Origin of the sequence: Pseudomonas sp. CCOS 191 (genome assembly GCF_001007005.1) — a bacterium.
Classification (GTDB): Bacteria; Pseudomonadota; Gammaproteobacteria; order Pseudomonadales; family Pseudomonadaceae; genus Aquipseudomonas; species Aquipseudomonas soli.
Map to the genome: position 1 here is coordinate 1,177,540 of NZ_LN847264.1, position 24,187 is coordinate 1,201,726.

The 24,187-nt window shown below is 62.9% G+C and carries 21 protein-coding genes; 14 read left to right on the forward strand and 7 right to left on the reverse strand.

Annotated features, from left to right (window positions below; translation table 11 throughout):
• Window positions 1-59: 59 nt before the first annotated feature.
• The 3 genes from CCOS191_RS05405 to CCOS191_RS05415 form a co-directional block, all read right to left on the reverse strand.
• Window positions 60-3,776, reverse strand: coding sequence for a hemagglutinin repeat-containing protein (locus CCOS191_RS05405; RefSeq protein WP_046854360.1), 3,717 nt, complete (start codon window positions 3,774-3,776; stop codon window positions 60-62).
• A gap of 222 nt (window positions 3,777-3,998) precedes the next feature.
• Window positions 3,999-4,562, reverse strand: a complete 564-nt coding sequence (locus CCOS191_RS05410) for a L,D-transpeptidase family protein (RefSeq protein ID WP_046854361.1) — start codon at window positions 4,560-4,562, stop codon at window positions 3,999-4,001.
• 20 nt (window positions 4,563-4,582) lie between these two features.
• On the reverse strand, window positions 4,583-5,137 hold the full coding sequence (locus CCOS191_RS05415; RefSeq protein WP_046854362.1) for an NUDIX hydrolase: 555 nt from the start codon (window positions 5,135-5,137) through the stop codon (window positions 4,583-4,585).
• Window positions 5,138-5,274: 137 nt separating this feature from the next.
• On the opposite strand from CCOS191_RS05415, the gene CCOS191_RS05420 reads away from it, so the two are divergent.
• The 5 genes from CCOS191_RS05420 to purT all read left to right on the forward strand — a co-directional run bounded on the left by CCOS191_RS05420 (window position 5,275) and on the right by purT (window position 8,435).
• Window positions 5,275-5,874: a CoA pyrophosphatase gene (locus CCOS191_RS05420; protein WP_046854363.1), complete on the forward strand. Its 600-nt coding sequence runs from the start codon at window positions 5,275-5,277 to the stop codon at window positions 5,872-5,874.
• A gap of 45 nt (window positions 5,875-5,919) precedes the next feature.
• A complete protein-coding gene (locus CCOS191_RS05425; RefSeq protein ID WP_046854364.1) occupies window positions 5,920-6,444 on the forward strand; it encodes a gamma carbonic anhydrase family protein in 525 nt (174 codons plus the stop codon).
• Window positions 6,437-6,631, forward strand: coding sequence for a DUF1289 domain-containing protein (locus CCOS191_RS05430; protein WP_046854365.1), 195 nt, complete (start codon window positions 6,437-6,439; stop codon window positions 6,629-6,631). The genes CCOS191_RS05425 and CCOS191_RS05430 overlap by 8 nt, the downstream gene beginning before the upstream one ends.
• Before the next feature lie 80 nt (window positions 6,632-6,711).
• Window positions 6,712-7,179 carry a VUT family protein gene (locus CCOS191_RS05435; protein ID WP_023629807.1) on the forward strand — a complete coding sequence of 156 codons (468 nt, stop codon included), beginning with the start codon at window positions 6,712-6,714 and terminating at the stop codon, window positions 7,177-7,179.
• Between the two features lie 74 nt (window positions 7,180-7,253).
• Window positions 7,254-8,435: a formate-dependent phosphoribosylglycinamide formyltransferase gene (gene purT / locus CCOS191_RS05440; RefSeq protein ID WP_023629808.1), complete on the forward strand. Its 1,182-nt coding sequence runs from the start codon at window positions 7,254-7,256 to the stop codon at window positions 8,433-8,435.
• Between the two features lie 77 nt (window positions 8,436-8,512).
• Here purT and CCOS191_RS05445 read toward each other — a convergent pair whose 3' ends face one another.
• The 3 genes from CCOS191_RS05445 to CCOS191_RS05455 form a co-directional block, all read right to left on the reverse strand.
• Window positions 8,513-9,817 carry an MFS transporter gene (locus tag CCOS191_RS05445; RefSeq protein WP_046854366.1) on the reverse strand — a complete coding sequence of 435 codons (1,305 nt, stop codon included), beginning with the start codon at window positions 9,815-9,817 and terminating at the stop codon, window positions 8,513-8,515.
• 240 nt (window positions 9,818-10,057) lie between these two features.
• On the reverse strand, window positions 10,058-11,245 hold the full coding sequence (locus CCOS191_RS05450; protein ID WP_046854367.1) for a transporter associated domain-containing protein: 1,188 nt from the start codon (window positions 11,243-11,245) through the stop codon (window positions 10,058-10,060).
• A gap of 9 nt (window positions 11,246-11,254) precedes the next feature.
• Entirely contained in the window at window positions 11,255-12,064 is an 810-nt protein-coding gene (locus tag CCOS191_RS05455) for a cytochrome C assembly family protein (protein WP_046854368.1), read from the reverse strand.
• 270 nt (window positions 12,065-12,334) lie between these two features.
• Here CCOS191_RS05455 and ffh point away from each other — a divergent pair, with 270 nt between their 5' ends.
• From ffh to CCOS191_RS05485, 6 genes are all read left to right on the forward strand, one after another.
• Window positions 12,335-13,711, forward strand: coding sequence for a signal recognition particle protein (gene ffh, locus CCOS191_RS05460; protein WP_023629809.1), 1,377 nt, complete (start codon window positions 12,335-12,337; stop codon window positions 13,709-13,711).
• Window positions 13,712-13,943: 232 nt separating this feature from the next.
• Window positions 13,944-14,195 (forward strand): 30S ribosomal protein S16, encoded by a 252-nt coding sequence (gene rpsP, locus CCOS191_RS05465; RefSeq protein WP_011535318.1) that lies wholly within the window; start codon window positions 13,944-13,946, stop codon window positions 14,193-14,195.
• A gap of 5 nt (window positions 14,196-14,200) precedes the next feature.
• Complete coding sequence (gene rimM / locus CCOS191_RS05470; RefSeq protein WP_023629810.1) at window positions 14,201-14,737, forward strand: ribosome maturation factor RimM; 537 nt, start codon at window positions 14,201-14,203, stop codon at window positions 14,735-14,737.
• Window positions 14,738-14,740: 3 nt separating this feature from the next.
• Entirely contained in the window at window positions 14,741-15,493 is a 753-nt protein-coding gene (trmD, locus tag CCOS191_RS05475) for a tRNA (guanosine(37)-N1)-methyltransferase TrmD (RefSeq protein ID WP_023629811.1), read from the forward strand.
• A 43-nt stretch (window positions 15,494-15,536) separates the two neighbouring features.
• Window positions 15,537-15,887, forward strand: coding sequence for a 50S ribosomal protein L19 (gene rplS / locus CCOS191_RS05480; RefSeq protein ID WP_023629812.1), 351 nt, complete (start codon window positions 15,537-15,539; stop codon window positions 15,885-15,887).
• Window positions 15,888-15,985: 98 nt separating this feature from the next.
• The gene (locus CCOS191_RS05485; protein ID WP_023629813.1) at window positions 15,986-16,393 is read left to right on the forward strand and encodes an acyl-CoA thioesterase; all 408 of its coding nucleotides are present in this window, start codon (window positions 15,986-15,988) and stop codon (window positions 16,391-16,393) included.
• 115 nt (window positions 16,394-16,508) lie between these two features.
• Here CCOS191_RS05485 and CCOS191_RS05490 read toward each other — a convergent pair whose 3' ends face one another.
• On the reverse strand, window positions 16,509-18,329 hold the full coding sequence (locus CCOS191_RS05490; protein WP_046854369.1) for a cation:proton antiporter: 1,821 nt from the start codon (window positions 18,327-18,329) through the stop codon (window positions 16,509-16,511).
• A gap of 68 nt (window positions 18,330-18,397) precedes the next feature.
• On the opposite strand from CCOS191_RS05490, the gene xerD reads away from it, so the two are divergent.
• From xerD to CCOS191_RS27030, 3 genes are all read left to right on the forward strand, one after another.
• Complete coding sequence (gene xerD, locus CCOS191_RS05495; RefSeq protein ID WP_046854370.1) at window positions 18,398-19,294, forward strand: site-specific tyrosine recombinase XerD; 897 nt, start codon at window positions 18,398-18,400, stop codon at window positions 19,292-19,294.
• Window positions 19,295-19,399: 105 nt separating this feature from the next.
• Complete coding sequence (locus tag CCOS191_RS05500; protein ID WP_082120359.1) at window positions 19,400-23,776, forward strand: RHS repeat-associated core domain-containing protein; 4,377 nt, start codon at window positions 19,400-19,402, stop codon at window positions 23,774-23,776.
• Window positions 23,769-24,134, forward strand: a complete 366-nt coding sequence (locus CCOS191_RS27030) for a hypothetical protein (RefSeq protein ID WP_197541425.1) — start codon at window positions 23,769-23,771, stop codon at window positions 24,132-24,134. Before CCOS191_RS05500 ends, CCOS191_RS27030 begins: the two co-directional genes overlap by 8 nt.
• The last annotated feature ends 53 nt before the right edge of the window (window positions 24,135-24,187 follow it).

The following is a 24,187-nucleotide window of genomic DNA, read 5'->3' on the forward strand; positions in this document are numbered from 1 at the left end:
CGCTCCCGCAGAGTCCGTGTGGGAGGCCCAGCGACCCACAGGCCGCTGCCTGGCACGCGTCAGCGCTGGCGGCTCTCCTTTATCTGCGAGACATACTCGGTAGTGCGGTCGTGACCGGTGTTGCTGTACGCCTTGTGGTCGTCAGCCTTGTCGGTGTTGCCGGTGAACAGATTCGAGAGGTACGAATAGGCGGTACCGGCAAGACCGGTCGTCGACAAATCGACATTGACCTTCACATCCTTGGCGTAGTCCCGACCGCTCAGGTTGTCGCGGGCGACCGCGCTGCCGCCGAGTTCGACCTGGCCATCGGCCGCCTGCAGCGTGGCGCCGACCAGCCGAGTGTCGCCAGCTACCTGCAGATCGATGCCTTGCGTGCCGGACAGGAGCGTCTGCTGGCTGATGGTGTCGTTGGTGCGCTTGGCGTAATCGATCTTGACCGACGGGGTAAATTTCGCGGTGACTTTGTTCCACAGCGCCCCGGCGATTTCCGTGATGTTGCCGCCCTCGAAAACGCTTGCCAGCGAAGCCGGGGCGTCAGTGTCGACAGTTGCCTGTTGCTTCTGGGCGAGACTGGCGTCGATCTCTAGCTTCACGCTGTCGACCTGGTCCTGCCGGCTGGCCACCCGCAGGTTGCCGTCGATCTTGCCTTCGATTGCCTGCGCCTCAAGTTGTGCGCCTTCGATGCGGGTATCGCCCTGGCTGCGCAAGTCGATCAGGTCGGCGCGCAGTTTGCTGTCATGCCAGGTGGTGTTGTCGCGTTTGTCCCGGCCGACCTTGACCTGGGCGTTGATGCCTCCGATCTCCATGGCATTGACCTTCAGGCCGCCACCAATGGTGACGTCGAGGTTGTCATGGCGCTCGGTGTTGCTGGCCGCCTCGACCAGCAGGCCACCATTGCGGGCGTCAAGGCCTATCCGTTTGGCGTTGGCTTGCAGCCCTTGCACATGTAGCGCGATATCCTCGTGGGCAAGACTGGTGAGTTGCAGTGTGCCCTTGCTGTCGAACCGCGCACCAATGGCTGTACTGCCCTGCTCGTTGACCCAACCGAAGGTGCCCTGGCCACCCAGTCCGCCACCGGTGCTGCTGCCTTCGACATCCAGCTTGCCGCCCCTGGTCTGGCCCTGGCTCTGGCGTGTATCGCTGGCGGCTGTCACGCTCAGTGTGCCTTGGCTGCGCAGGGTAATATCGCCGTTGCCGCCGTCGACGCGGACTCCCTCGTAGTGACCACTACGTTCGAGTTCTACCTGAACCCCCTGGCTGCCCTGCAAACTGCCTACTCGAGCTGTGGTTTTCTGCTTCAGCTGGTTCAGGGTGTTGCCATGACCTTCAAGTCTTGCTTTGAGATCCGTTCCCGTGATGGTGCTGACACGCAGGCTGCCGCCACCCGTGGTGTCGCGTATTTCGCTGCTGCTCTGATCCCGGGCGGCCAGCATCTGGTGTTCTCCAGCCTCAATGCGCAGGCTCCCGGCCCTGGCCTTGTAGGCGCTCCCTTCATCCTTGAGCTGATCAGCCCGAACGATGATATCGCCGCCATCGAAGGTCGTGATCTGCGCGGTGCTGTCGGTGTCCTTGTGCACACGCGACGTGCGCTGCAGCGACAGTTCGGCGCCGGCGTTTGGGGAGGCCGCCTGGTCTTTGGCTTTCTCGCCACCGAACAGCCACTTGACGCGATCGCTGAGGTATTTGTAATCGATACCGACGCTCAGGCCGCCGTCCCATTCAGCGAAGCTGGTTTCGTGGACCTTGGTGTTGGCTGCCGCACGGTTGTCGATGTGCCCGGCGTCCACTTTCAATGTACGTCCTGCTTTCAGCTGTGCAGCGGCGGTGGTCAGTTGCGTGGCGTCGATGTGCAGGTCGCGGGCTGACTCCAGATTGCTTCGTCGCGCGGTCGTTTCGTGTTCGAGCACCGCGGCCGGGCCATGGTGGCCATCGATGCCAAGGCCTACACGGTCGCTGCCGCCGGTGACGCTTAGCGCGGCGCCGGTGCGGGTATCTAGGGTATGCCTGGCGTGGCTGTCGTAGGCCGCCGCCAGTTCGATTTCGCTGGCGGCCAGCTTGAGGTCTCCTGCTTCTGCGTGCACATCCGAACCGCTGACCGTCAGTTTGCGATCGCTGCGCAGGGTGACGGAGCCCGCGTTGATGCTGCTGGCGACCTGGCGTGTCGCGGTGGTCTGCTCAACGCTGTGAAGATTCTCGTAGCCGACCTTGGCCGTGTACTGCTGCGAGTCCGGTGCGTCCTTGCCGGCGCGGGCCACGAACTCACGCTTGCCAGTGGTGCGCTGGGCTTGGTCGTTTTCCACGGCGCTTTCGATCCGCAGGGCGCCTTTGGCGTCGAGTTCGACCTGCTTGCGCGCCTCGAGGCGGGCGCCAGAGATCTGCATGTCGGCCCCGGCGCTGGCGATGAGAGTGCCGCCCTTGAGGGTGCTGGTCTTGACCTGCTCGGTGTGCGCCTGGCTGTCGATATCGGTGCGATCCAGGTAGCGCCTGTGGGTGGACTGCTCGGCGATATCGAGAGTGTCCACGCCAGCGTCGATCGTCATCTGTCCACCGCTGCGCAGTTGCAGGGCGTTGTCCGCCTCCAGTTGCGCGGCCGTCAGGTGCAGGTCGGTGCCGGCCGTCAGGTTCAGGCTGTCCTCGGCCACCAGGCGGCTACCCAATTGCTGGCGACTGGTTTGCGTGGTGTTGCCATCATGGCTTTCAGTGGGGATGAACAGCCATTGCTTCGCCCAGTTGACCGGATCGTTCGTGACCTTTTCGCGGGTGGCGGTATCCAGGGTGAGTTTTTTGCCGGCGTGTACCTCGATCTGCCTGGCCTTGCCATGGGCATGGGTAAGCTGCAGGTCGCCGGCGGCCTTGAGGTCCAGCTTGCCGGTGTTGCTGACGAGACTCGCCTGGCGCTTGTCATTGCCCTGTACCTTCAGGTCGCCCGCGGAATGGATGATCAAATCGCGATCCGCACGCAGTTCCTTGTCGCCAATCTGTACGCCGGCGCCTTCGGCGGTACTGACGATGCGGATGCGTCCGGCCTGCATGGCGCCAAGCAGGTTGGCATCGATGGCTGTGGCGACGGGCAGATGTTCGAGCACCGCGCGGCTGCCGGCGTCGACAAGGTTGTGGCCGATGGTCAGGTTCAATTGCCCCTTGGCCAGCAGGTGCCCTGTGCTGTCGATACGCGGCGCGATGAGGTCCAGGGCGCCACCGGCATTGCTCTGGCCACGGCCCAGCACATTGAGCGTGCCGCTGGCGTCGCGGCTGTCGAGGTGCCTGATCTGCCCGTCATGAATGTCCGCCTTGCCGACCAGGAAGCCGGCGCGGGTGGTATTGATGAAGCTGCCGCCGTTGAGGGTGATGCCGTTGGGGTTGGCGAGCAGGTAATCGGCTTTCTGGCCAAAGATTTCCTGGGCCCCCTCGATACGCGAGGCGTTCTGGCCAACCACCTCGTTGAGGATGGTCGAGGCGGCCTGGCCCTGGAACTGCGAGTTGGCGCCCAACTGGCCGGCCAACTGCGACTGCCCGGCCTGCAGGGCATTGTTCAGCACCAGGCCGGGCTTGCCGACGTTGTAGTCGAGGAACTGGTTGTGCGACAGGCCGCTGGCATTGGGTGCGACGATGTCGATGACCGGTACGCCATGGCCGTTGTCGATGATCGGGGTGCCGCCGGGGCCTGGTGTCGGTGTCAGGGCGCCTTGCGCCTGAACCTGGGTGCTGCCCAGAAGGGCAAGGAAGACAGCCCAGCGCAGGGTATCTGGTCTGGTCTTGGAGACAGGGTTTTGCATGAGAACCTCGCAAGTGATGTACGAAATCGTGAAATCAGCTGCGGGAATTCTAAGAATGTCAGTGGTGGCATTTATGTGGCTTAACGCCACTATGCTGCGGGGAATGAGGCGATTCTATCTGTAGGAAAAGTGAGCGGCGGTGTGGCGAAAGGGGGAGGGTACTAAAAGAGAAAGGCCTGTCGCGCGTGAGCAGGACAGGCCTTTGGTGCCAACGGTGGGTGCTCAGGGGCGGATTTCGATCAGCGTGCCGTCTTTCACCATGCTCCACACCTCGCGCATGTCGTCGTTGCGCATGGCGATGCAGCCCTCGGTCCAGTCAAGGGTGTGGAAGTACCACTCGGGGTACTCCTCGTTGATCGGCGTGCCGTGGATCATGATCATGCTGCCAGCGGCAACGCCTTCGCTGCGAGCCTTGGCGGCATCGGTGATATTCGGGTAGGAGATGTGCATGGCCAGGTTGTAGCGGTCGCTGACCTTGCGCCAATCCAGCCAGTACAGGCCTTCCGGGGTTTTCTTGTCGCCTTCGCGGGCCTTGGCCCCCTTGGGTTGCTTGCCCAGGGAGATGCGGTAGGTCTTGAGCGGCTCGCCACGGCTGATCAGTTGCAGCCGGCGCTCGGACTTGATCACCAGCACCTTGTCGATCAGCCGCTCCTGCTGGACGCCGGTAGTGGCGGGCTGGACCGGCGACGGCGCGGCCGACGGCGTCTTGCGGATGATGGTCTCGGTGAAGGCGGCTTGCGACACCGAGGCGACACTGAAACAGAGGAGGGCAAGCAGCCAGCGCATGAAACCGTATCCCTGAAAACTTAGGTGGTGGACGACGTGACGTTCATCGGCGGCAAGTATTCATGGCCAATCGGATAGTGCTGCCTGACGCGGTCGCGATAATAGCATTCTAGTGTGCGAGTGACGGTGCGGAAAGCCAGCTCGCGCCAGGGGATCTCGTGTTCTTCGAACAAGCGTACCTCGAGGCTCTCGATACCCACGGCGAAGTCCAGATCGGCCAGTTCGGCGCGGAAGAACACGTGCACCTGGTTGATGTGCGGCAGGTCGAACAACTGGTACAGGCTGGTTTCGCCGACCCGCGCGCATGCCTCCTCGACGGTTTCGCGACGGGCGGCGGCATCGAGGGTCTCGCCGTTTTCCATGAAGCCGGCGGGCAGCGTCCAGAACCCTCGGCGCGGTTCTATCGCCCGGCGGCACAGCAGCACCTGGGAGCCCCAGGTCGGCAGCACCCCGGCGACGATATTGGGGTTCTGGTAGTGGATCGTCTGGCAATGGTCGCAGACATACCGCAGGCGGCTGTCGCCTTCGGGGATCCGCTGGGTGACCGGTTGGCCGCACGCGCTGCAGAATTTCATGCTTTCATTCATTCCAGTGGGGTCGGGCTATCTTGGCGCGCCCGGCCCGCTTACCGCAAGCGGCCTGCGGGCGGGGCTTGGGTGCCTCGCGGCTTTGGTGCATCATGCAGGGCAGGCCTTGGACACGAGAGTGCGTAATGCTGGACGAGCTTCTTCGCCGAATGAGCAACCATACCCCCGCGTCACCGGAGACGGATCGCCGTTTCCCCGAAGCGGCGGTGCTGCTGCCCATTACCCGCAGCGAGGAGCCGGAGCTGGTGCTGACCCTGCGCGCCAAGGGCCTGTCCACCCACGGCGGTGAAGTCGCCTTCCCCGGCGGGCGGCGCGACCCGGAGGACCCAGACCTGGTGTTCACGGCCCTGCGCGAAGCCGAGGAGGAAATCGGCCTGCCGCCCGGGCTGGTCGAGGTCATCGGCCCGCTCAGCCCGCTGATCTCACTGCATGGCCTGAAGGTGACGCCGTTCGTCGGTTTGATCCCGGACTATGTCGAGTATCGTGCCAACGATGCGGAAATCGCCGCCGTGTTCAGTGTGCCGCTGGCGTTCTTCCGCCAGGACCCCCGCGAGCACACCCACCGCATCGACTACCAGGGCCGCAGCTGGTATGTGCCCAGCTACCGCTACGGCGACTACAAGATCTGGGGGCTCTCGGCGATCATGATCGTCGAACTGGTCAACCTGCTGTTCGACGCTGGCATCAGCCTGCACCAGCCCCCCGAGCGTTTCATCGAAAATTGAGCGGGGCACACCCCGCCACTGGCGTTCAACCGTGAGGAGCGACACATGAAATACCGCCTGGGCGACCTGCGCGTCGAAACCCATCCCGAGAGCTGGGCCGCGCCCACTGCCACGCTGATCGGCAAGGTGCGTCTGCACGCCCGGGCCAGCGTATGGTTCGGCGCGGTACTGCGCGGCGATAACGAGCTGATCGACATCGGCGAGGACAGCAATGTCCAGGACGGCACGGTGATGCACACCGACATGGGCTCGCCGCTGACCCTTGGTCGCGGGGTGACCATCGGCCACAACGCCATGTTGCATGGCTGCACGGTCGGCGACTACAGCCTGGTCGGCATCAACGCGGTGATCCTCAACGGGGCGCGTATTGGCAAGCACTGCATCATCGGCGCCAACGCCCTGATCCCCGAGGGCAAGGAAATTCCCGATGGCTCGCTGGTGATGGGCTCGCCGGGCAAGGTGGTGCGTGAGTTGACCGAGCAGCAGAAACGCATGCTCGAGGCCAGCGCCGCCCATTATGTGCACAATGCCCAGCGCTATGCCCGTGACCTGGTGAGCGACGATGAGTGACGAGCGGCCCGTGGCCTCGCCCTGCGTCAATGTCTGCGCGCTGGACGAGCAGGATATCTGCACCGGTTGCCAGCGCACGGTGAGCGAGATCACGCGCTGGGGACGCATGGACAATGCCGAGCGGCGCGTGGTGTTGCAGCGCTGTCATGAGCGGGCGGTGGCGGCGGGGCTGATCATCGGTCTGTAGCACCGACGCCCGTGGCACGGGCTTGTCCCGCGATGGTGCCGGCGCTAATCTGTGCGGCTGGCCCTCCGAAAACGCAGACCATGTTCTATCTCATCGCCTACATCAGCAGCGTGGTGCTGATCAACTTCGCCTTCTCCAGTGCGCCGCACCTGGACGTGATCTGGTCCGCCTGGGGCGGGTTGGTGTTCATCCTGCGCGACATGGTGCAGACCCGCTACGGCCATGGCGCATTGTTGGCCATGCTGGTGGCGCTGGTGCTGTCCTATATCACCTCCGAGCCTGCCATCGCCCTGGCCAGCGCGACCGCGTTCTTCGTCTCCGAGCTGATCGACTGGCTGGTGTTCAGCGTTACCCGGCGCCCCCTGCGCGACCGGCTGTGGTTGAGCTCGGCGCTGAGCATCCCGGTGGACACCTTCATCTTCTTTGGCATGATCGGCGCCTTGACGCCTGCGGTGATCGGCACGGCGATGGCCTCGAAGTTCGCCGGGGTCACGGCGGTGTGGTTGATCATGGCCTGGCGGGCACGGCGCGCGGTGGCCACATCCTGATGTAGAATACCGGTCCATTTTTCAGCGGGCGGCAGCCAGCGTGGCGCGGCCCCGGACGCCTTCGAGGACCTGAAATGACCCGTATCGGAACCCCACTGTCGCCCACCGCGACCCGTGTACTGCTGTGCGGCTGCGGCGAGCTGGGCAAGGAAGTGGTGATCGAGCTGCAGCGCCTGGGCGTCGAAGTGATCGCCGTGGACCGCTACGCCAATGCGCCGGCGATGCAGGTCGCGCACCGCAGCCATGTGATCAACATGCTCGACGGCGTGGCCCTGCGCGCAGTGATCGAGGCGGAAAAACCGCACTACATCGTTCCCGAGATCGAAGCCATTGCCACCGCCACGCTGGTCGAGCTGGAAAGCGAAGGTTTCAATGTCGTCCCCACCGCCCGCGCCACCCAGCTGACCATGAACCGTGAAGGCATTCGTCGCCTGGCTGCCGAAGAGCTGGACCTGCCGACCTCGCCGTACCATTTTGCCGACACCTTCGAGGATTACAGCAAGGCGGTGGCCGACCTGGGCTACCCCTGCGTGGTCAAGCCGGTGATGAGCTCGTCCGGCAAGGGCCAGAGCCTGCTGCGCGGCGCCGATGACCTGCAGAAAGCCTGGGACTACGCCCAGGAAGGCGGCCGTGCCGGCAAGGGGCGGGTGATCATTGAAGGCTTCATCGACTTCGAATACGAAATCACCCTGCTGACCGTACGCCATGTCGGTGGCACGACCTTCCTCGCGCCGGTCGGCCATCGCCAGGAGAAAGGCGACTACCAGGAGTCGTGGCAGCCCCAGGCCATGAGCCCGAAGGCATTGGCCGAGTCGCAGCGCGTGGCCCAGGCGGTCACCGACGCGCTGGGCGGCCGTGGGTTGTTCGGTGTGGAACTGTTCGTCAAGGGTGACCAGGTGTGGTTCAGCGAAGTGTCGCCACGCCCGCACGACACGGGCCTTGTGACCCTGATTTCCCAGGACCTGTCGCAGTTCGCCCTGCACGCGCGGGCCATCCTCGGCCTGCCGATCCCGGTGGTGCGCCAGTTTGGCCCGTCGGCGTCGGCGGTGATCCTGCCTGAAGGCCAGTCGCAGCAGACCAGCTTCGCCAACCTGGGCGCGGCCCTGAGCGAGCCGGATACCGCCATCCGCCTGTTCGGCAAGCCGGAGATCAATGGTACCCGGCGCATGGGCGTGTGCCTGGCGCGTGACGAATCGGTCGAGGCGGCACGAGCCAAGGCGACCCGGGCTTCGCAGGCGGTCAAGGTCGAGTTCTGATCTGAAACGATTGCGGGGCAAGCCCGTTCCCACGCCAGTATCAGTCTGGCGTGGGAACGGGCTTGCCCCGCGATTGATTAAAGCTCGGTATTGCGCGTCTCTTTCAGACACAGCACGGCAATCAGGCTGATCAGCGCCGCCGCCGACACATAGCCTCCCACCCAGCTCAAGCCCCCCATGCTCACCAGCTTCTGGGCAAAGAACGGTGCCGCCGAGGCGCCGACGATGCCGCCCAGGTTGTAGGCCGCCGAGGCGCCGGTGTAGCGCACATGGGTCGGGAACAGCTCCGGCAGCAACGCGCCCATCGGGGCGAAGGTCACCCCCATCAGGAACAGCTCGATGCTCAGGAACAACGCCACCCCGGTGGTCGAGCCCGAGGTCAGCAGTGGTTCCATGGCAAAGCCCGAGGCGATGGCCAGCAGCGCGCCGGCGATCAACACCGGCTTGCGCCCGTAACGGTCGCTCAACCAGGCCGACAGGGGCGTGGCCAGGGCCATGAACACCACGGCGAAGCACAGCAGGCCGAGGAAGGTTTCGCGGCTGTAGCCCAGTGTGGACACGCCATAGCTCAACGAGAACACCGTGGAGATGTAGAACAGCGCGTAGCACACCACCATCGCCGCTGCCCCCAGCAGGGTCGGCAGCCAGTACTGGGAAAACAGCTCGATCACCGGCATCCTGACCCGCTCCTGGCGGGCCACGGCCTTGGCGAACACCGGGCTTTCCTCGAGTTTCAGGCGCACATAGAGCCCGACCAGCACCAGTGCGGCGCTGAGCAGGAACGGAATGCGCCAGCCCCATTCGCGGAACTGCTCGTCGCTGAGCACCAGGGCCAGGGTGAGGAACAGGCCGTTGGCGGCAAGGAAGCCGATCGACGGGCCCAACTGCGGGAACATGCCGAACCAGGCGCGCTTGCCCTCAGGGGCATTTTCGGTGGCCAGCAGTGCCGCGCCGCCCCATTCACCACCCAGCCCCAGGCCCTGGCCGAAGCGCAGCACACAGAGAATGATCGGTGCCCACACGCCGATGCTGTCATACCCGGGCAACACGCCGATAAGGGTGGTCGAGACGCCCATCAGCAGCAGCGAGGCGACCAGCGTCGACTTGCGCCCGATGCGGTCGCCGAAGTGGCCGAATAGCGCTGACCCCAGTGGTCGGGCGAGGAAGGCGATACCGAAAGTAAGGAAGGCCGCCAGCATTTGCGCGGTGCCGGAACCGGACGGGAAGAACACCGGCCCGATTACCAGCGCGGCGGCAGTGGCGTAGACGTAGAAATCGTAGAACTCGATGGCGGTGCCGATGAAGCTGGCGGTGGCCACCCGGGCAGGCGAGTTGACCGGGGCAGCCGAGGCAGGTTCGGCGTAGGTGCTGCTGGTAGTCATGCGAAGGTCCCTGACAGTCATGCTCCATGGGGCACGGCCCATGTGGCGGGCACACGGGAGCCGGAGCGTATTGTTGTTGGTCGCCGACTGACGATAGCCCAGGGGATAGGCGGTGAGCGGTGGCTGCTCGGGGTGCTGAGCAGGGCCGCGGGGCGTGTCAGTGGGGCGGACTGGCCGTCGAGCGCCGGGTGCGGGTAGCGGGCGGGACGGCAGGGCTGGGTAAGCGTGAGCCGAGTATAACTATCGAGCCAGTGTCCAGACCAGTACCTTGCTCGCGCAATTATCCTCGGTTTCTAGGATTTCCAGCCGATATCTGCCAATTTTCAGGCATACAGCGCTTTCTGGAATGCTTTCAAGCGCTTCGGTGACCAGGCCGTTCAGGGTTTTCGGCCCGCCATCGCACGGCAGGTGCCAGCCCAGGGTACGGTTGATCTCGCGCAGCGAAGCCGTCCCTTCGATGACGAAGCGGCCATCGGGCTGAGGGTGGACATGCGGGTTGTCCAGGCTCTGCTCGTCCTCGAACTCGCCGACGATCTCTTCGAGAATGTCTTCCAGGGTAACGATGCCCAGGACCTCGCCATACTCGTCCACCACCACGCCCATGCGTCGCTGCTGCTTGTGGAAGTTCAGCAGCTGCATCTGCAGCGGTGTGCTTTCGGGCACGAAGTAGGGTTCGTAGCAGGCCGCCTGGAGCTTCTCCGGGGTGAGCTCTGCCCGTGGCAGCAGGTGGCTGATCAGCTTGGTGTTGAGGACCGCTTCGACCTGGTTGATGTCGTTGTGGTAGACCGGCAGGCGCGTGTGACGGCTGATGATCAGTTGCTCGATGATCTGCTCGATGGGGTCGTCGAGGTTGATGCCGTCTACTTCGTTGCGCGGTACCAGGATGTCGTTGACGGTGATCTTGTCCAGCGCCTGCAGGCCCTCCAGCAGGCCGTGCTGGTTGGTCTCGGCAGGTTCGTCTTCGTCGAATGTATCGCCCTGCTGTGGGTGCAGTGCCACCGCGTTGGGTTGCACGCGAAACGGGCGCAGGATCAGTTTGGCGCAGCCGTCGAGCAGGCAGCCCAGTGGCTGCAGCAGCGCCAACGGCAATTTCAGCAGGTTGCCGCCCAGGTCCAGGAAGGCTTGCGGGTTGCGGCGTGCCAGGCGGCGCGGCAGGTAGTCGGCGAGTACCAGCAGGGTGAAGCTGGCGCCAAGGCCGGACAGCCAGAAACCGTGTTCACCGCTGTAGCGCTGGCCAATCAGGCAGGCCAGGCCCAGTACCAGCAACTTGCCCAGGCTGGCGCCGAGCACCAGACCCTGGGCGGGCAGGGTTGGGGCGCCGTGGCCATTGAGCTGCTGGCGGGCGCAATCTACCGCGGTGAACAGCGCCGACCACAGCAGGGCCAGTGCGATGATGCCGAGCAGCGGGGCGTACGGCAGAGTGTCCATGGGCGGCCGTCAGATGTGCAGGATGAATTCGCGGACCAGCTTGCTGCCGAAGTAGGCCAGCATCAGCAGGCAGAAGCCAGCCAGGGTCCAGCGGATCGCCTTGTGACCGCGCCAGCCGAGGCGGGTGCGGCCCCACAGCAGCACGCTGAAGACGATCCAGGCGACACAGGCCAGCAGCGTCTTGTGCACCAGGTGCTGGGCGAACAGGTTGTCGAGGAACAGCCAGCCGGAGATCAGCGACAGCGACAGCAGCCCCCAGCCGGCCCAGAGGAAGCCGAACAACAGGCTTTCCATGGTCTGCAGCGGCGGGAAGTTGCGGATCAGCCCGGACGGGTGCTTGTGCTTGAGCTGGTGGTCCTGCAGCAACAGCAGCAGGGCCTGGAACACGGCGATGGTGAACAGGCCGTAGGCCAGGATCGACAAGAGGATATGGGCGAGGATGCCCGGCTCTTCGTTGATCAGCGGCACCGTGCCGGGTGGCGCGAACTGGGCCAGCAGCGCGGTCACCGCGCCGAGCGGGAACAGCAGCACCAGCAGGTTCTCCACGGGAATGCTCAGGCAGGCGAGCAGGGTCAGGCCGATCACCGCCACGGCGATCAGGCTGGCGGCGCTGAAGAAGTCGAGGCTCAGGCCCAGGGGCGTGATCAGCTGGAAGAACAGGGCACCGCCCTGGGCGACGACCGCCAGGGTGCCGAGCAGGCCAAGCAGCCGTTTGTCGGCACGGGCGCCACGGGCCAGGCCGGTGGCCTGGTAGACGGTCGCGGCCAGATAAAGGAAGGCGGCGAGCAGGTTGGGGATGAGGCTGGGTGAAGAGAACATAAGTCCTGGCGTGCAAGCCCTAAAGGGACGGAGTTTGGCATAGAACGCAGCAGGCAAGGAAGACTGCGTATCAATCGCGGGGCAAGCCCGCTCCCACGAATTCAATGTGGGGCAGCCTGGCATGAGCTGCATGATTGGCCGGTGGTCCAGCGCGAGGTGTGCGTCTATCCCAGTCTTCGCTATAATCGCCGCCTTGTTGTGCCCAGTGCGTGTGCATTTCCACCTGGGCGCCTGAAAAACCTCGGCTTCACTGGGCCTGAAAGGATCACCATGTTCGAAAACCTGACCGACCGCCTGTCACAGACGCTGCGCCATGTCACCGGCAAGGCCAAGCTGACCGAAGACAACATCAAGGACACGCTGCGCGAAGTGCGCATGGCCCTGCTCGAGGCCGACGTCGCCCTGCCGGTGGTCAAGGATTTCGTCAACAGCATCAAGGAGCGCGCGGTCGGCACCGAAGTGTCGCGCAGCCTGACCCCGGGCCAGGCGTTCGTGAAGATCGTCCAGGCCGAGCTGGAAAGCCTGATGGGCGCAGCCAACGAAGAGCTGACCCTCAACGCCGCCCCGCCGGCCGTGGTGCTGATGGCCGGTCTGCAAGGTGCGGGCAAGACCACCACCGCCGGCAAGCTGGCGCGTCACCTGAAAGAACGCAAGAAGAAGAGCGTGATGGTGGTGTCGGCCGACGTCTACCGTCCGGCGGCGATCAAGCAGCTCGAGACGCTGGCCAATGATATCGGCGTGACCTTCTTCCCGTCCGACATCAGCCAGAAGCCGGTGGCCATCGCCGAAGCGGCGATCCGCGAAGCCAAGCTCAAGTTCATCGACGTGGTGATCGTCGATACCGCGGGTCGTCTGCACGTCGACGCCGACATGATGGACGAGATCAAGGCCCTGCACGCCGCGGTCAAGCCGATCGAAACCCTGTTCGTGGTCGACGCCATGACCGGCCAGGACGCCGCCAACACGGCCAAGGCCTTTGGCGATGCGCTGCCGCTGACCGGCGTGGTGCTGACCAAGGTCGACGGTGACGCCCGTGGCGGCGCCGCCCTGTCGGTGCGCGCCATTACCGGCAAGCCGATCAAGTTCATCGGCATGGGCGAGAAGACCGAAGCCCTCGAGCCGTTCCACCCCGACCGGATCGCTTCGCGCATCCTTGGCATGGGTGACGTGCTCAGCCTGATCGAGCAGGCCGAGCAGAACATCGACAAGGAAAAGGCCGACAAGCTGGCCAAGAAGTTGAAGAAGGGCAAGGGCTTCGACCTCGAAGACTTCCGCGATCAACTGCAACAGATGAAGAACATGGGCGGCCTTGGTGGCCTCATGGACAAACTGCCGAGCATCGGTGGCGTCAACCTGTCGCAGATGGGCAATGCCCAGGGCGCGGCCGAGAAGCAGTTCAAGCAGATGGAAGCGATCATCAATTCCATGACCCCTGCCGAACGCCGCGACCCTGACCTGATCAGCGGTTCGCGCAAGCGCCGCATCGCCCTCGGTTCCGGCACCCAGGTGCAGGACATCGGCCGGTTGATCAAGCAGCACAAGCAGATGCAGAAGATGATGAAGAAATTCTCCGCCAAGGGCGGCATGGCCAAGATGATGCGCGGCCTCGGCGGGATGCTGCCGGGTGGCGGCATGCCCAAGATGTAAGCGAATTCGGGCGGCTGTCTTTATATGAAGACAGCCGCCCAGCCCCCGCTTCGGCGGGTACAGTGCCGCCAAATGGCGGCTTAACCGGCAGATCTGAACGGTGGGTCAAGCGCTCGCCGAAAAAGGCATTTGCAAATGTCCGTGTATTCCCCGAGAATATGCGGCCTTTTGGGCACCCGTGTGCCCATTGGGCATTCAGTTTTGCAGCACCGACTATAGGAACGATGTTCACATGGTAACCATTCGTCTGGCCCGTGGCGGCTCGAAAAAGCGCCCATTCTACCACCTGACCGTGACCAACTCGCGTAACGCCCGTGACGGCCGTTTCGTTGAGCGCGTTGGCTTCTTCAACCCGATCGCATCGGGCGCCGAAGTCAAGCTGTCGGTCAACCAAGAGCGCGTCACCTACTGGCTGAGCCAGGGCGCACAGCCGTCTGAGCGTGTTGCTCAGCTGCTGAAGGAAGCTGCCAAGGCTGCAGCCTGAGCAGTATGAACGCGACGCCAGAAAAGGCTGATGACCTCATCGTCGTTGGCAAGATTTTTTCGGTTCACGGCGTTCGCGGCGAGGTGAAGGTGTATTCCTTTACCGATCCGATTGAAAACCTGTTGGATTATCCGCGCTGGACGCTTCGGCACGAAGGCAAGGTAAAGCAGGTCGAGCTGGTCAGCGGTCGTGGCTCCCAAAAGGGCCTGGTCGTGAAATTGAAAGGCCTCGAGGATCGTGACGAAGCCCGTCTTCTGAGCGGTTACGAGATCTGCATTGCGCGGAGCCTTTTGCCCAACCTGGCAGCCGACGAGTACTACTGGTACCAGTTGGAAGGCCTGAAGGTCATCAATCAGGACGAACAGCTGTTCGGCACGATCGATCACCTGTTGGAGACCGGTGCGAACGATGTAATGGTGGTCAAGCCTTGCACAGGCAGCCTGGATGATCGCGAGCGTCTGTTGCCCTATACGGAGCAATGCGTGCTGGCAATCGACCTGCAGGCCGGTGTGATGCGAGTCGAATGGGACGCGGATTTCTAGACGATGGGTAGCCTTCGCGTAGAAGTCATCACGTTGTTCCCCGAGATGTTCTCGGCCATCACGGAGTACGGCATTACCAGCCGTGCGGTGAAACAGGGGTTGCTGCAAGTGACCTGCTGGAACCCGCGGGACTACACCACAGATCGCCACCACACCGTGGATGATCGGCCGTTTGGCGGTGGTCCGGGCATGGTGATGAAGATCAAGCCTCTGGAAGACGCCCTGGTTAGCGCCAGGCAGGCGACCGGAGCTGCGGCAAAGGTGATCTACCTTTCGCCACAAGGCCGCAAGCTGACCCAGCAGGCGGTCAAAGGCTTGGCCGAACAGGAATCGTTGATCCTGATCGCCGGCCGTTATGAAGGCATCGACGAGCGCTTTATCGAGGCTCATGTCGATGAGGAGTGGTCGATTGGCGACTATGTGCTTTCCGGTGGCGAGCTGCCGGCCATGGTACTGATCGATGCGGTTACGCGGCTGCTGCCCGGAGCTTTAGGGCATGTGGACTCGGCGGAGGAAGATTCTTTCACCGACGGTCTGCTGGATTGCCCGCACTACACCCGACCTGAGGTGTATGCGGATCAGCGTGTACCCGACGTGTTGCTTAGTGGCAACCATGCACATATCCGGCGATGGCGGATGAAGCAGTCCCTTGGTAGGACCTTCGAACGACGCGCCGATCTTCTGGAAAGTCGCTCGCTTTCTGGAGAAGAGAAGAAGCTGCTCGAGGAATACCTCCGCGAGCGGGACGATAGTTAAACGTATCGATGGTGGATCGCGTTATCCATCTTAGGAGCACAGCATGACCAACAAGATCATCCAGCAGCTCGAAGCCGAGCAGATGAGCAAAGAGATCCCGACCTTCGCACCAGGCGACACCATTGTCGTCCAGGTCAAAGTGAAGGAAGGCGACCGCTCGCGTCTGCAGGCGTTCGAAGGCGTCGTTATCGCCAAGCGTAACCGCGGTCTGAACAGCGCCTTCACCGTGCGCAAGATCTCCAGCGGCGTTGGCGTAGAGCGTACCTTCCAGACCTACAGCCCGCAGATCGACAGCCTGGCCGTGAAACGTCGTGGTGACGTGCGTAAAGCCAAGCTGTACTACCTGCGTGACCTGTCCGGTAAAGCAGCTCGCATCAAGGAAAAACTGTCCTGAGTGCAGTTTGTCCGGTGGCCTAGGCCCCGTGCGAGAAAAAGCAGCCTTCGGGCTGCTTTTTTGCGTCTTGAATCTTGCCTTTGCGATGTGACTCCGAGATGACAACCCGAGACCAGGAAATTCAGCGCCGCACCGAACTGTCGGTGACCCGCGTGACCAAGGCGGTGTTCCCCAACACCACCAACCACCACAACACCCTGTTCGGCGGCACGGCGCTGGCGTGGATGGACGAAGTGTCGTTCATCGCCGCCACCCGTTTCTGCCGGCTGCCGTTGGTGACCGTGTCCACCGACCGCATCGATTTCAAGCACCCGATTCCGGCAGGCTCGATCGTCGAGCTGGTGGGGACGGTGATCAAGGTCGGCAACACCAGCCTGCAGGTGCAGGTGGATGTGTTCGTCGAGAACATGTACCTCGATGGGCGCGAGCGGGCGATCCATGGCGTGTTCAGCTTCGTCGCCATCGACGAGGACAAGCGTCCGGTGCCGGTGCTGCCGTTGGCCTGATCGCCAAAGCGCTGGTTTGACGCGTCCCTGTAGGAGCGGCTTCAGCCGCGATCACCCGCAAAGCGGGTGCCAGGCACCGCGACGCATTCATCGCGGCTAAAGCCGCTCCTACAGGTCAATTTGCTACTGGCTGCTCAGTAAGCTCCGGCTCCACCAGCGCCACCAGTGTCCACCCCGGTTGTGGCTTGAGCGGGTTGTCCGGGCTGGTCACATGTACCCAGCCTTGCCCGTCGCGGGCGAACAGCAGCGTCGCCCGTGGGCCATGCAACTGCTGGTAGTCGCCCCAGCCGAAGGCCTCGGTCAGCGTGGTGCTGTACAGCTCGGCACCCTGATGCAGCAGTTTGGCCAACTGCCCATAGGTCATTGCGCTCGACCCGAGCAATTGCCCGCGATGCTCCTCGCTGGCCCGGTGCTTGTCGCTGCGCTGTTTCTCCAGGCCGCTGGCCAGCACAAAAAGCCGGGCGTGGCCGAAGTCATGACGAAAGCGCGCGCAGGCCAGGGCATTGAGTTCGCCTGCCGGTGACAGCCCCAGCAGATGGCCCAGCCCGACCAGGTCGAGGTGAGCGTCGGCATGCTGCGACGCAGGGTTGCCGAAGTAGGTCGGCAGGTTGTCCATGCGAGCGGCGCGGATGTTCTCCCAGCTCGAATCGGTCAGCAGCACCCGGCAGCCCAGTTGTTGCAGCGCTTTGGCGATGGCACGTGCAGGCGGGTTGGCGCCGACCAGGAGAAACCCGCTCGGTGCCGGTTCTGCCACCTTCAGCAGGCGCGCCAAGGGGCGTGCGGTGGCGCTTTGCAGGACCACGGTGCCGATGATCACGGCAAAGGTCAGTGGTACCAGTAGCAGTGCGCCCTCATGCCCGGCCTGGTCCAGGCGAATGGCGAAGATGGCCGAAACCGCCGCGGCGACGATGCCCCGCGGTGCGATCCAGGCCAGCAGCGCGCGTTCCCGCCAGTTCAGCGGCGATCCCAGGGTCGACAGCAACACGTTCAGCGGCCTGGCCAGCAACTGGATCACCAGCAGCAGTGCCAGCACCGCTGGGCCCAAGGCGAGCAGGGCCTGCAGGTCGAGCCGCGCCGCCAGAAGGATGAACAGGCCGGAGATCAGCAGCACGCTGAGGTTCTCCTTGAAGTGCAGGATCTGCCGCACATCCACGCCGGGCATGTTGGCCAGCCACATGCCCATGACCGTGACCGCCAACAGGCCCGACTCATGGACGATCTGGTTGGCGGCGATGAAGATGCCCAGCACCGCGGCCAGCGACGCCAGATTGTGCAGATACTCCGGCAGCCATTGCTCACGCATGATCTGCCCGAGCAGCCAGCCTCCGGCGACGCCGAGCGCGCTGCCGCAGAAAATCACCCCGGCGAAGGTCGCCAGGCTGTGGCTCAGGCCTTCGCCGGCGGCGCTGGCGATGATGAAGCTGTAGACCACCACCGCCAGCAGCGCGCCGATCGGGTCGATGACGATGCCTTCCCAGCGCAGGATATTGGCGATCGTCGCCTTCGGCCGCACCACCCGCAGCATGGGGATGATCACCGTGGGGCCGGTGACCAGGGTCAAGGTGCCGAACAGGATCGCCAGGGGCCAGTCGAAGCCCAGCAGCCAGTGGGTGGCCAGGGCGATCACCAGCCAGGTGCTCAGCGCGCCGATGGTAACCAGGCGATGCACCACGCTGCCGATCTCGCGCCATTGCGACAGGTGCAGGGTCAGGCTGCCTTCGAACAGGATCAGCGCCACCGCCAGCGATACCAGTGGCATCAGCAACGGGCCGAACAATGCCTGCGGTTGCAGCCAGCCCAGCACCGGCCCGGCGAGGATGCCGCACAGCAGCAGGAACAGGATCGCCGGCAGTTTCAGGCGCCAGGCCAGCCATTGGCAGAGCAGGGCGGCCGCGCCAATGCCACCGACGCTCAAAAGAATCTGCTGTTCGTTCATGCGGGCTCCCTCTGCATGCCATGTTGTGAAAGACTAAGCGTCATTTCGTCGTTTGCCACCGAGTTTTCATGCCTGCACTGGACCACCCACTGATCGACCAGTTCCTCGATGCCTTGTGGCTGGAAAAGGGGCTTTCCGACAACACCCGCGCTTCCTACCGCAGTGACCTGGCCTTGTTCAACGGCTGGCTGCAGGAAAAGCACGTGCTGTTGCCCGATGCCGGCCGCGAACTGATCCTCGATCACCTGGCCTGGCGCTTCGACCAAGGCTACAAGCCTCGTTCCACAGCGCGCTTCCTGTCCGGGGTGCGCGGCTTTTTCCGTTACCTGCTGCGCGAGCGGCTGATCGGCGTCGATCCGACCTTGCAGGTGGATATGCCGCAGTTGGGCCGGCCACTGCCCAAGTCGCTGTCGGAGGCCGATGTCGAAGCCTTGCTGCAGGCGCCGGATCGCGGTGAAGCGATCGGCCAGCGTGACCGCGCCATGCTCGAAGTGCTGTATGCCTGCGGTTTGCGGGTGACCGAGCTGGTCAGCCTGACCCTGGACCAGGTCAACCTGCGCCAGGGCGTGCTGCGGGTGATGGGCAAGGGCAGCAAGGAGCGCCTGGTGCCGATGGGCGAGGAGGCGGTGGTGTGGATCGAGCGCTACCTGCGCGATGGTCGCGCCGAGCTGCTGGGCGGGCGCCCCAGCGACGTGCTATTCCCCAGCCAGCGGGGCGAGCAGATGACCCGCCAGACTTTCTGGCACCGCATCAAGCACCACGCGCGGGTGGCCGGCATCGACAAGCCGCTGTCGCCGCACACGCTGCGCCACGCCTTTGCCACGCACCTGCTCAACCATGGCGCCGACCTGCGCGTGGTGCAGATGCTGCTGGGCCACAGCGACCTGTCCACCACGCAGATCTACACCCATGTGGCCAAGGCCAGGCTGCAGGAACTACACGCTTTGCATCACCCTCGGGGTTGACGCTCGGGCGATCATCCAGCAGATTCCGATACCTCAAGCGCTCGATATGGAAATCAAGCATGACCAGGTTCAATTGCCCTGCAGCCATGCCGTTGCCGGTCAGTAATGTCTGACGCCCTGTGGGCCGCCCGCGAGGGCGATGCGCTGATGCACACCTCGATGATGGCCGACATCGTCAGCGGCGTGCTGGAAGTGGCCGCCAACGTCGCCATCGGCATGCTGGCCACCGCGGCGGTAACCGCGGCGCTGGGCCTGACCGTGGTCACCGGCGGCCTCGGCTGCTTCGTGCTCGGCGCGGTGGTGGGCATCGTGGTCGGCGTGGTCATGAGCAAGACCGGGGCCGACAAGGGCTTGAGCAGTTTATGCGAGGGCATCGGCAACTTCCTGTTCCCGCCCTCGGTGCAAGCCAATATCCTCACCGGCTCGAAGAATACCCACACCAATGGTAAACCGGCCGCACGCGCTGCCGGCGTCATCGTTGCCGCCGCTGCGCCCGCCGGCAGCGACGCGGCTCAGCCGCCGGCCGAGGAGGAGGAAGAAAGCTTTCTCGACATGGCCAAGGGCTTTTTCTCGCAGATGTGGCGGCCTACGGTCGCCAGCCCGGCGCCGAACACCGAGCCTGCCGACGACGACAAGATCCTCTGCAGCAAGCATCCGCCGATGCCGCCGCAGTACCTGGCCGAAGGCTCGAGCAAGGTCACCATCAACGGTCACCCGGCCTGTCGCAGCGGCGATCGCAGCACCTGCGAGGCGGTGATCGTCGACGCCGGGCTGGTCTCCGATAATGTGCGCATCGGCGGCGACTCGATCGTGGTCCGCGAGATTCGCAGCGGCAAGACCCCGGGCATCGGCCTGGCGATTACCGCCTTGATGATGCTGCGCGGGCGCGGCGGCAAGTTCTACAGCAAGTTCGGCTGCATGCTGATTGGCGGCATCGGCAGCGCCGTGACCAGCCAGGTTACCGGCGCGATCACCAGCGCCATCGCCGGCTCACCCAACCCGGTCCACAGCTCCACTGGCGCCAAACTGTTGAGCGGCGAAGCCGAGCTTGATTTCAGCCTTCCGGGCTTGATCCCGTTGGACTGGCAGCGCTACTACAACAGCCGGGATGAACGCCGCGACGGCCTGTTCGGTGCTGGCTGGAGCGTCGATTACGAAGTCTTCGTCGCTATCGAGGCACATCCTGAAGGCGGCGAGCGCCTGCTGTTCACCGACGAGCAGGCACGGGTCGTCGACATGGGCCATATCCCTCGTGGTGATGCCGTGTTCAGCGCCGGCGAAGGCCTCAGCGTGCGTCGCGCGCACAATGGCGAGCTGCTGATCGAAAGCGTCGACAGTCTCTATCGCCTGTTCCAGCCCACCCCGAACAATCCGCAGCGCCTGCGCCTGGCGCAACTGGGGGATCGCAACGACAACCGCATCTATCTGGACTACGACAGCAACGGCCGCTTGCTCAGGCTGCGCGATACCTTCGATGTGGTCCAGGTGCAGTTGGTTTACAGCAGCCAATGGCCAGCCCGGGTCAGCCATATCGAACGATGGTACAGCGACGAGTCGAACGAGCTGCTGGTCAGCTATGCCTATGACAGCAACGGTGACTTGGCCGAAGTCCGCGACGCCAGCGGCCAGGTGCAAAGGCACTTCGCCTATGACCAGGGCCGGCGCATGGTCGAGCACCAACTGCCCAGCGGCCTGCGCTGCTTCTATGAATGGACTCGTGCTGCAGACGACTGGCGCGTGGCCCGGCACTGGACCGACGACGGTGACGAGTACCGTTTCGACTACGACATCGAAGCCGGAATCACCCGGGTCACCGACGGTTTGCAGCGGGTCAGCACACGCTACTGGAACCCGCAGTACCAGATCACCCAGTACACCGACGCCCTCGGCCACACCTGGCGTTTCGAGTGGAACGACGAACGCCAGTTGCTGGCCGCCACCGACCCGCAGGGCGGGCAATGGCAGTACCTGTACGATGAGTCCGGCAACCTCTGCGAAAGCATCGACCCACTGGGTCGCAGTGAGGCGACCCAGTGGCTGGAACACTGGTCGCTGCCCCGAGTACAGACCGACAAGGCCGGCAAGCGCTGGCGCTATCGCTACGACCAGCGCGGCAATTGCAGCAGCGAAACCGACCCGCTGGGCCGCACCACCCGCTACCGCCATGACGAACGCGGCCAGGTGGTGGAGATCATCGATGCGGCGGGCAAGCACAAGCACCTGCGCTGGAACGAATTGGGCCTGCTGATTGAACAGGTCGATTGTTCGGGGTATCCGACCCGCTTCAGCTATGACCGGCGCGGGCATCTGCAGGCGGTCACCGATGCTCTCGGCGAACGTACCGAGTACCAGTACGATGCCCAGGGCCGATTGCTCGGCTCGCAATTGCCCGATGGGCGCAGTGAGCACTATCAGCTTGATCGCAACGGCCAGCTCAACAGCTATACCGACCCCGCCGGGCACTCCACCCAATACCGCTATAACCGGCGTGGCCAGGTGCAGCAGCGTATCGATCCGCATGGTCGGCGGGTGCAGTTCAGTTACGACGCCTATGGGCGGCTACTGGCGCTGACCAATGAAAATAACGAAAGCTACAGGTTCAGCTGGGACCTGGCTGACCGCCTGACTGAACAGCAGGATCTGGACGGCAGCGCCAGCCGCTATCACTACGACCGGCTGGATAACCTCAGTTGCGTTGAGTACCTCCCCGCCCCCCAAGGCGATGCTGAAGCGATCATCCATCAATTGCACCGGGATGCCGTCGGGCGCTTGATCAAAAAGCACACCGACGATGGCGAAACCCTGTACAGCTACGATCCCCTTGATCAACTGACGGCAATCAGCTTCACCGACAAGGCAGGCAACAGCGAGCAACTGGCCTTCGCTTACGATGCCCTTGGCCAATTGCTGGAAGAGCACAGCGCCAACGGAGTGCTGCAGCATCACTACGACGAACTCGGCAACCTGATCCAGACCCAGTTGCCCGACGGCCGCTGGCTCAACCGCCTGTACTACGGCAGCGGCCATCTGCACCAGCTCAACCTCGACGGCAAGGTGATCAGCGATTTCGAACGCGACCGCCTGCATCGTGAAGTGCTGCGCACCCAGGGCCGGGTCAGCACCCGCAGCGAGTACGACCGCAGCGGTCGTTTGCGCTCACGCCTGCGCCGCCCCAGCCACCAGCCGCCGCAACTGCCGGCTACGGTACAGCAACGCTTCGATTTCGACTCGGCAGACAACCTGATCGGCCGTTTCAACCAGCAGCCCGGCAGCCAGCACCAGCAATTGCTGCACTACGATGCCAGCGGCCGGATCATGGCCAGCCAGGACGCTGGCCAGGGCCAGAGCGAAACTTTCGCCTACGACGCCGCCGCCAACCTGCTCGATGGGCCGCAAGCCGGCATCGGCCTGGTGCGCCATAACCGCTTGCTCACCTACCAGGACAAACGCTACCGCTACGACGGCTTCGGCCGCCTGATCGAGAAACGCAGCAGCCGACGTGGCATCCAGCACTTCAGCTACGACGCCGAGCACCGCCTGATCCAGGTGCGCAGCCAGCACGGTGGGCGCGAACGGATACTGAACATGCGCTACGACCCGCTCGGGCGGCGTGTCGAGAAAAGCGAATATGACGATCAGGGCAATCTGCTCGACCAGACCCGCTTCGCCTGGAATGGCCTGCGCTTGTTGCAGGAGCATCGCTACAGCCAGACCACCCTTTACCTGTATGTCGAAGACAGCCACGAACCCTTGGCGCGGGTTGACGGTGCGGGGCAGCACCAGCAGGTGCGCTACTACCATAACGATCTCAATGGCCTGCCCGAACAGTTGACGGATGACAGTGGCGAGGCGGTCTGGCAGGCGCGCTATCAGGTCTGGGGCAATACCCTGCAGGAGGTGCGTGAGGCGCATTTCATCGAAGAGCAGAACCTCAGGTTTCAGGGCCAGTACCTGGACCGTGAGACGGGTCTGCACTACAACACGTTTCGGTTTTATGATCCGGATGTCGGGCGGTTCACGCAGCCGGATCCGATAGGGTTGCTGGGTGGCACGAATCTTTATCAGTATGCGCCGAATCCGAACGGGTGGGTTGATCCGCTTGGATTATCTCCTGTTAGTCCTAAAACGATTTTATTCTCACAAGACAGTATTAATGGTGTGTTTGAGGATGGAAGGAATGTTAATGGATTAACGCATAGACTTATAAATGATCCCTCGTATATAAATGAAGTTGAGCCAATCAGAAAAGTCAGGATGCGGGATTTACCTGCCAATGTTCAAGAGCGCTTATTGTCTCAAGGAGCACATAAAGATTCAGTGTTTAGCTTGGATAATAGAAGACTGTACGCAGCTAAAGAAGCTGGTGTATCCAAAATTCCATCCAGATGGGCAACTCCAGAGGAATTGTCTAAAATAAATCTTGATCGAAGGTTTTCAACTGGTGATGGTGGTAAATCGATAAGGACAAGAGGTTGTGGCTAATATGAATGTTAAGGCAATAGAAACAAAATATGGTCTGATTTATGGGCGAGATGCTTTGGTTCTTTCAGGGACTGAATTAACACTCTATCCTTTTAGATTTGTCATTAAGGCATCGTTATCTTTGAGTTCCTGCAAGCCAATGATTGCAGGTGCACCTGATGTTAATGTTGAATTTTTGTTTAGTGATATTAAAAGTATGTCTGTGTATAAAATGGATGACTACCCATATGAAAAACACTCTCTGTCGAGCTTTGATTTGATAGATAATATAGATGGAGATGGACTCCAGCATGTGGTTATTAGCACTTATGATCATGTTTTCGATGTGGTTGGAAAATATGATATTAAATATTCTTAGATGAGTTTTTAATAAGCCGGGAAAGAGATTCTGGTTCTCCAGGTTTATTATTT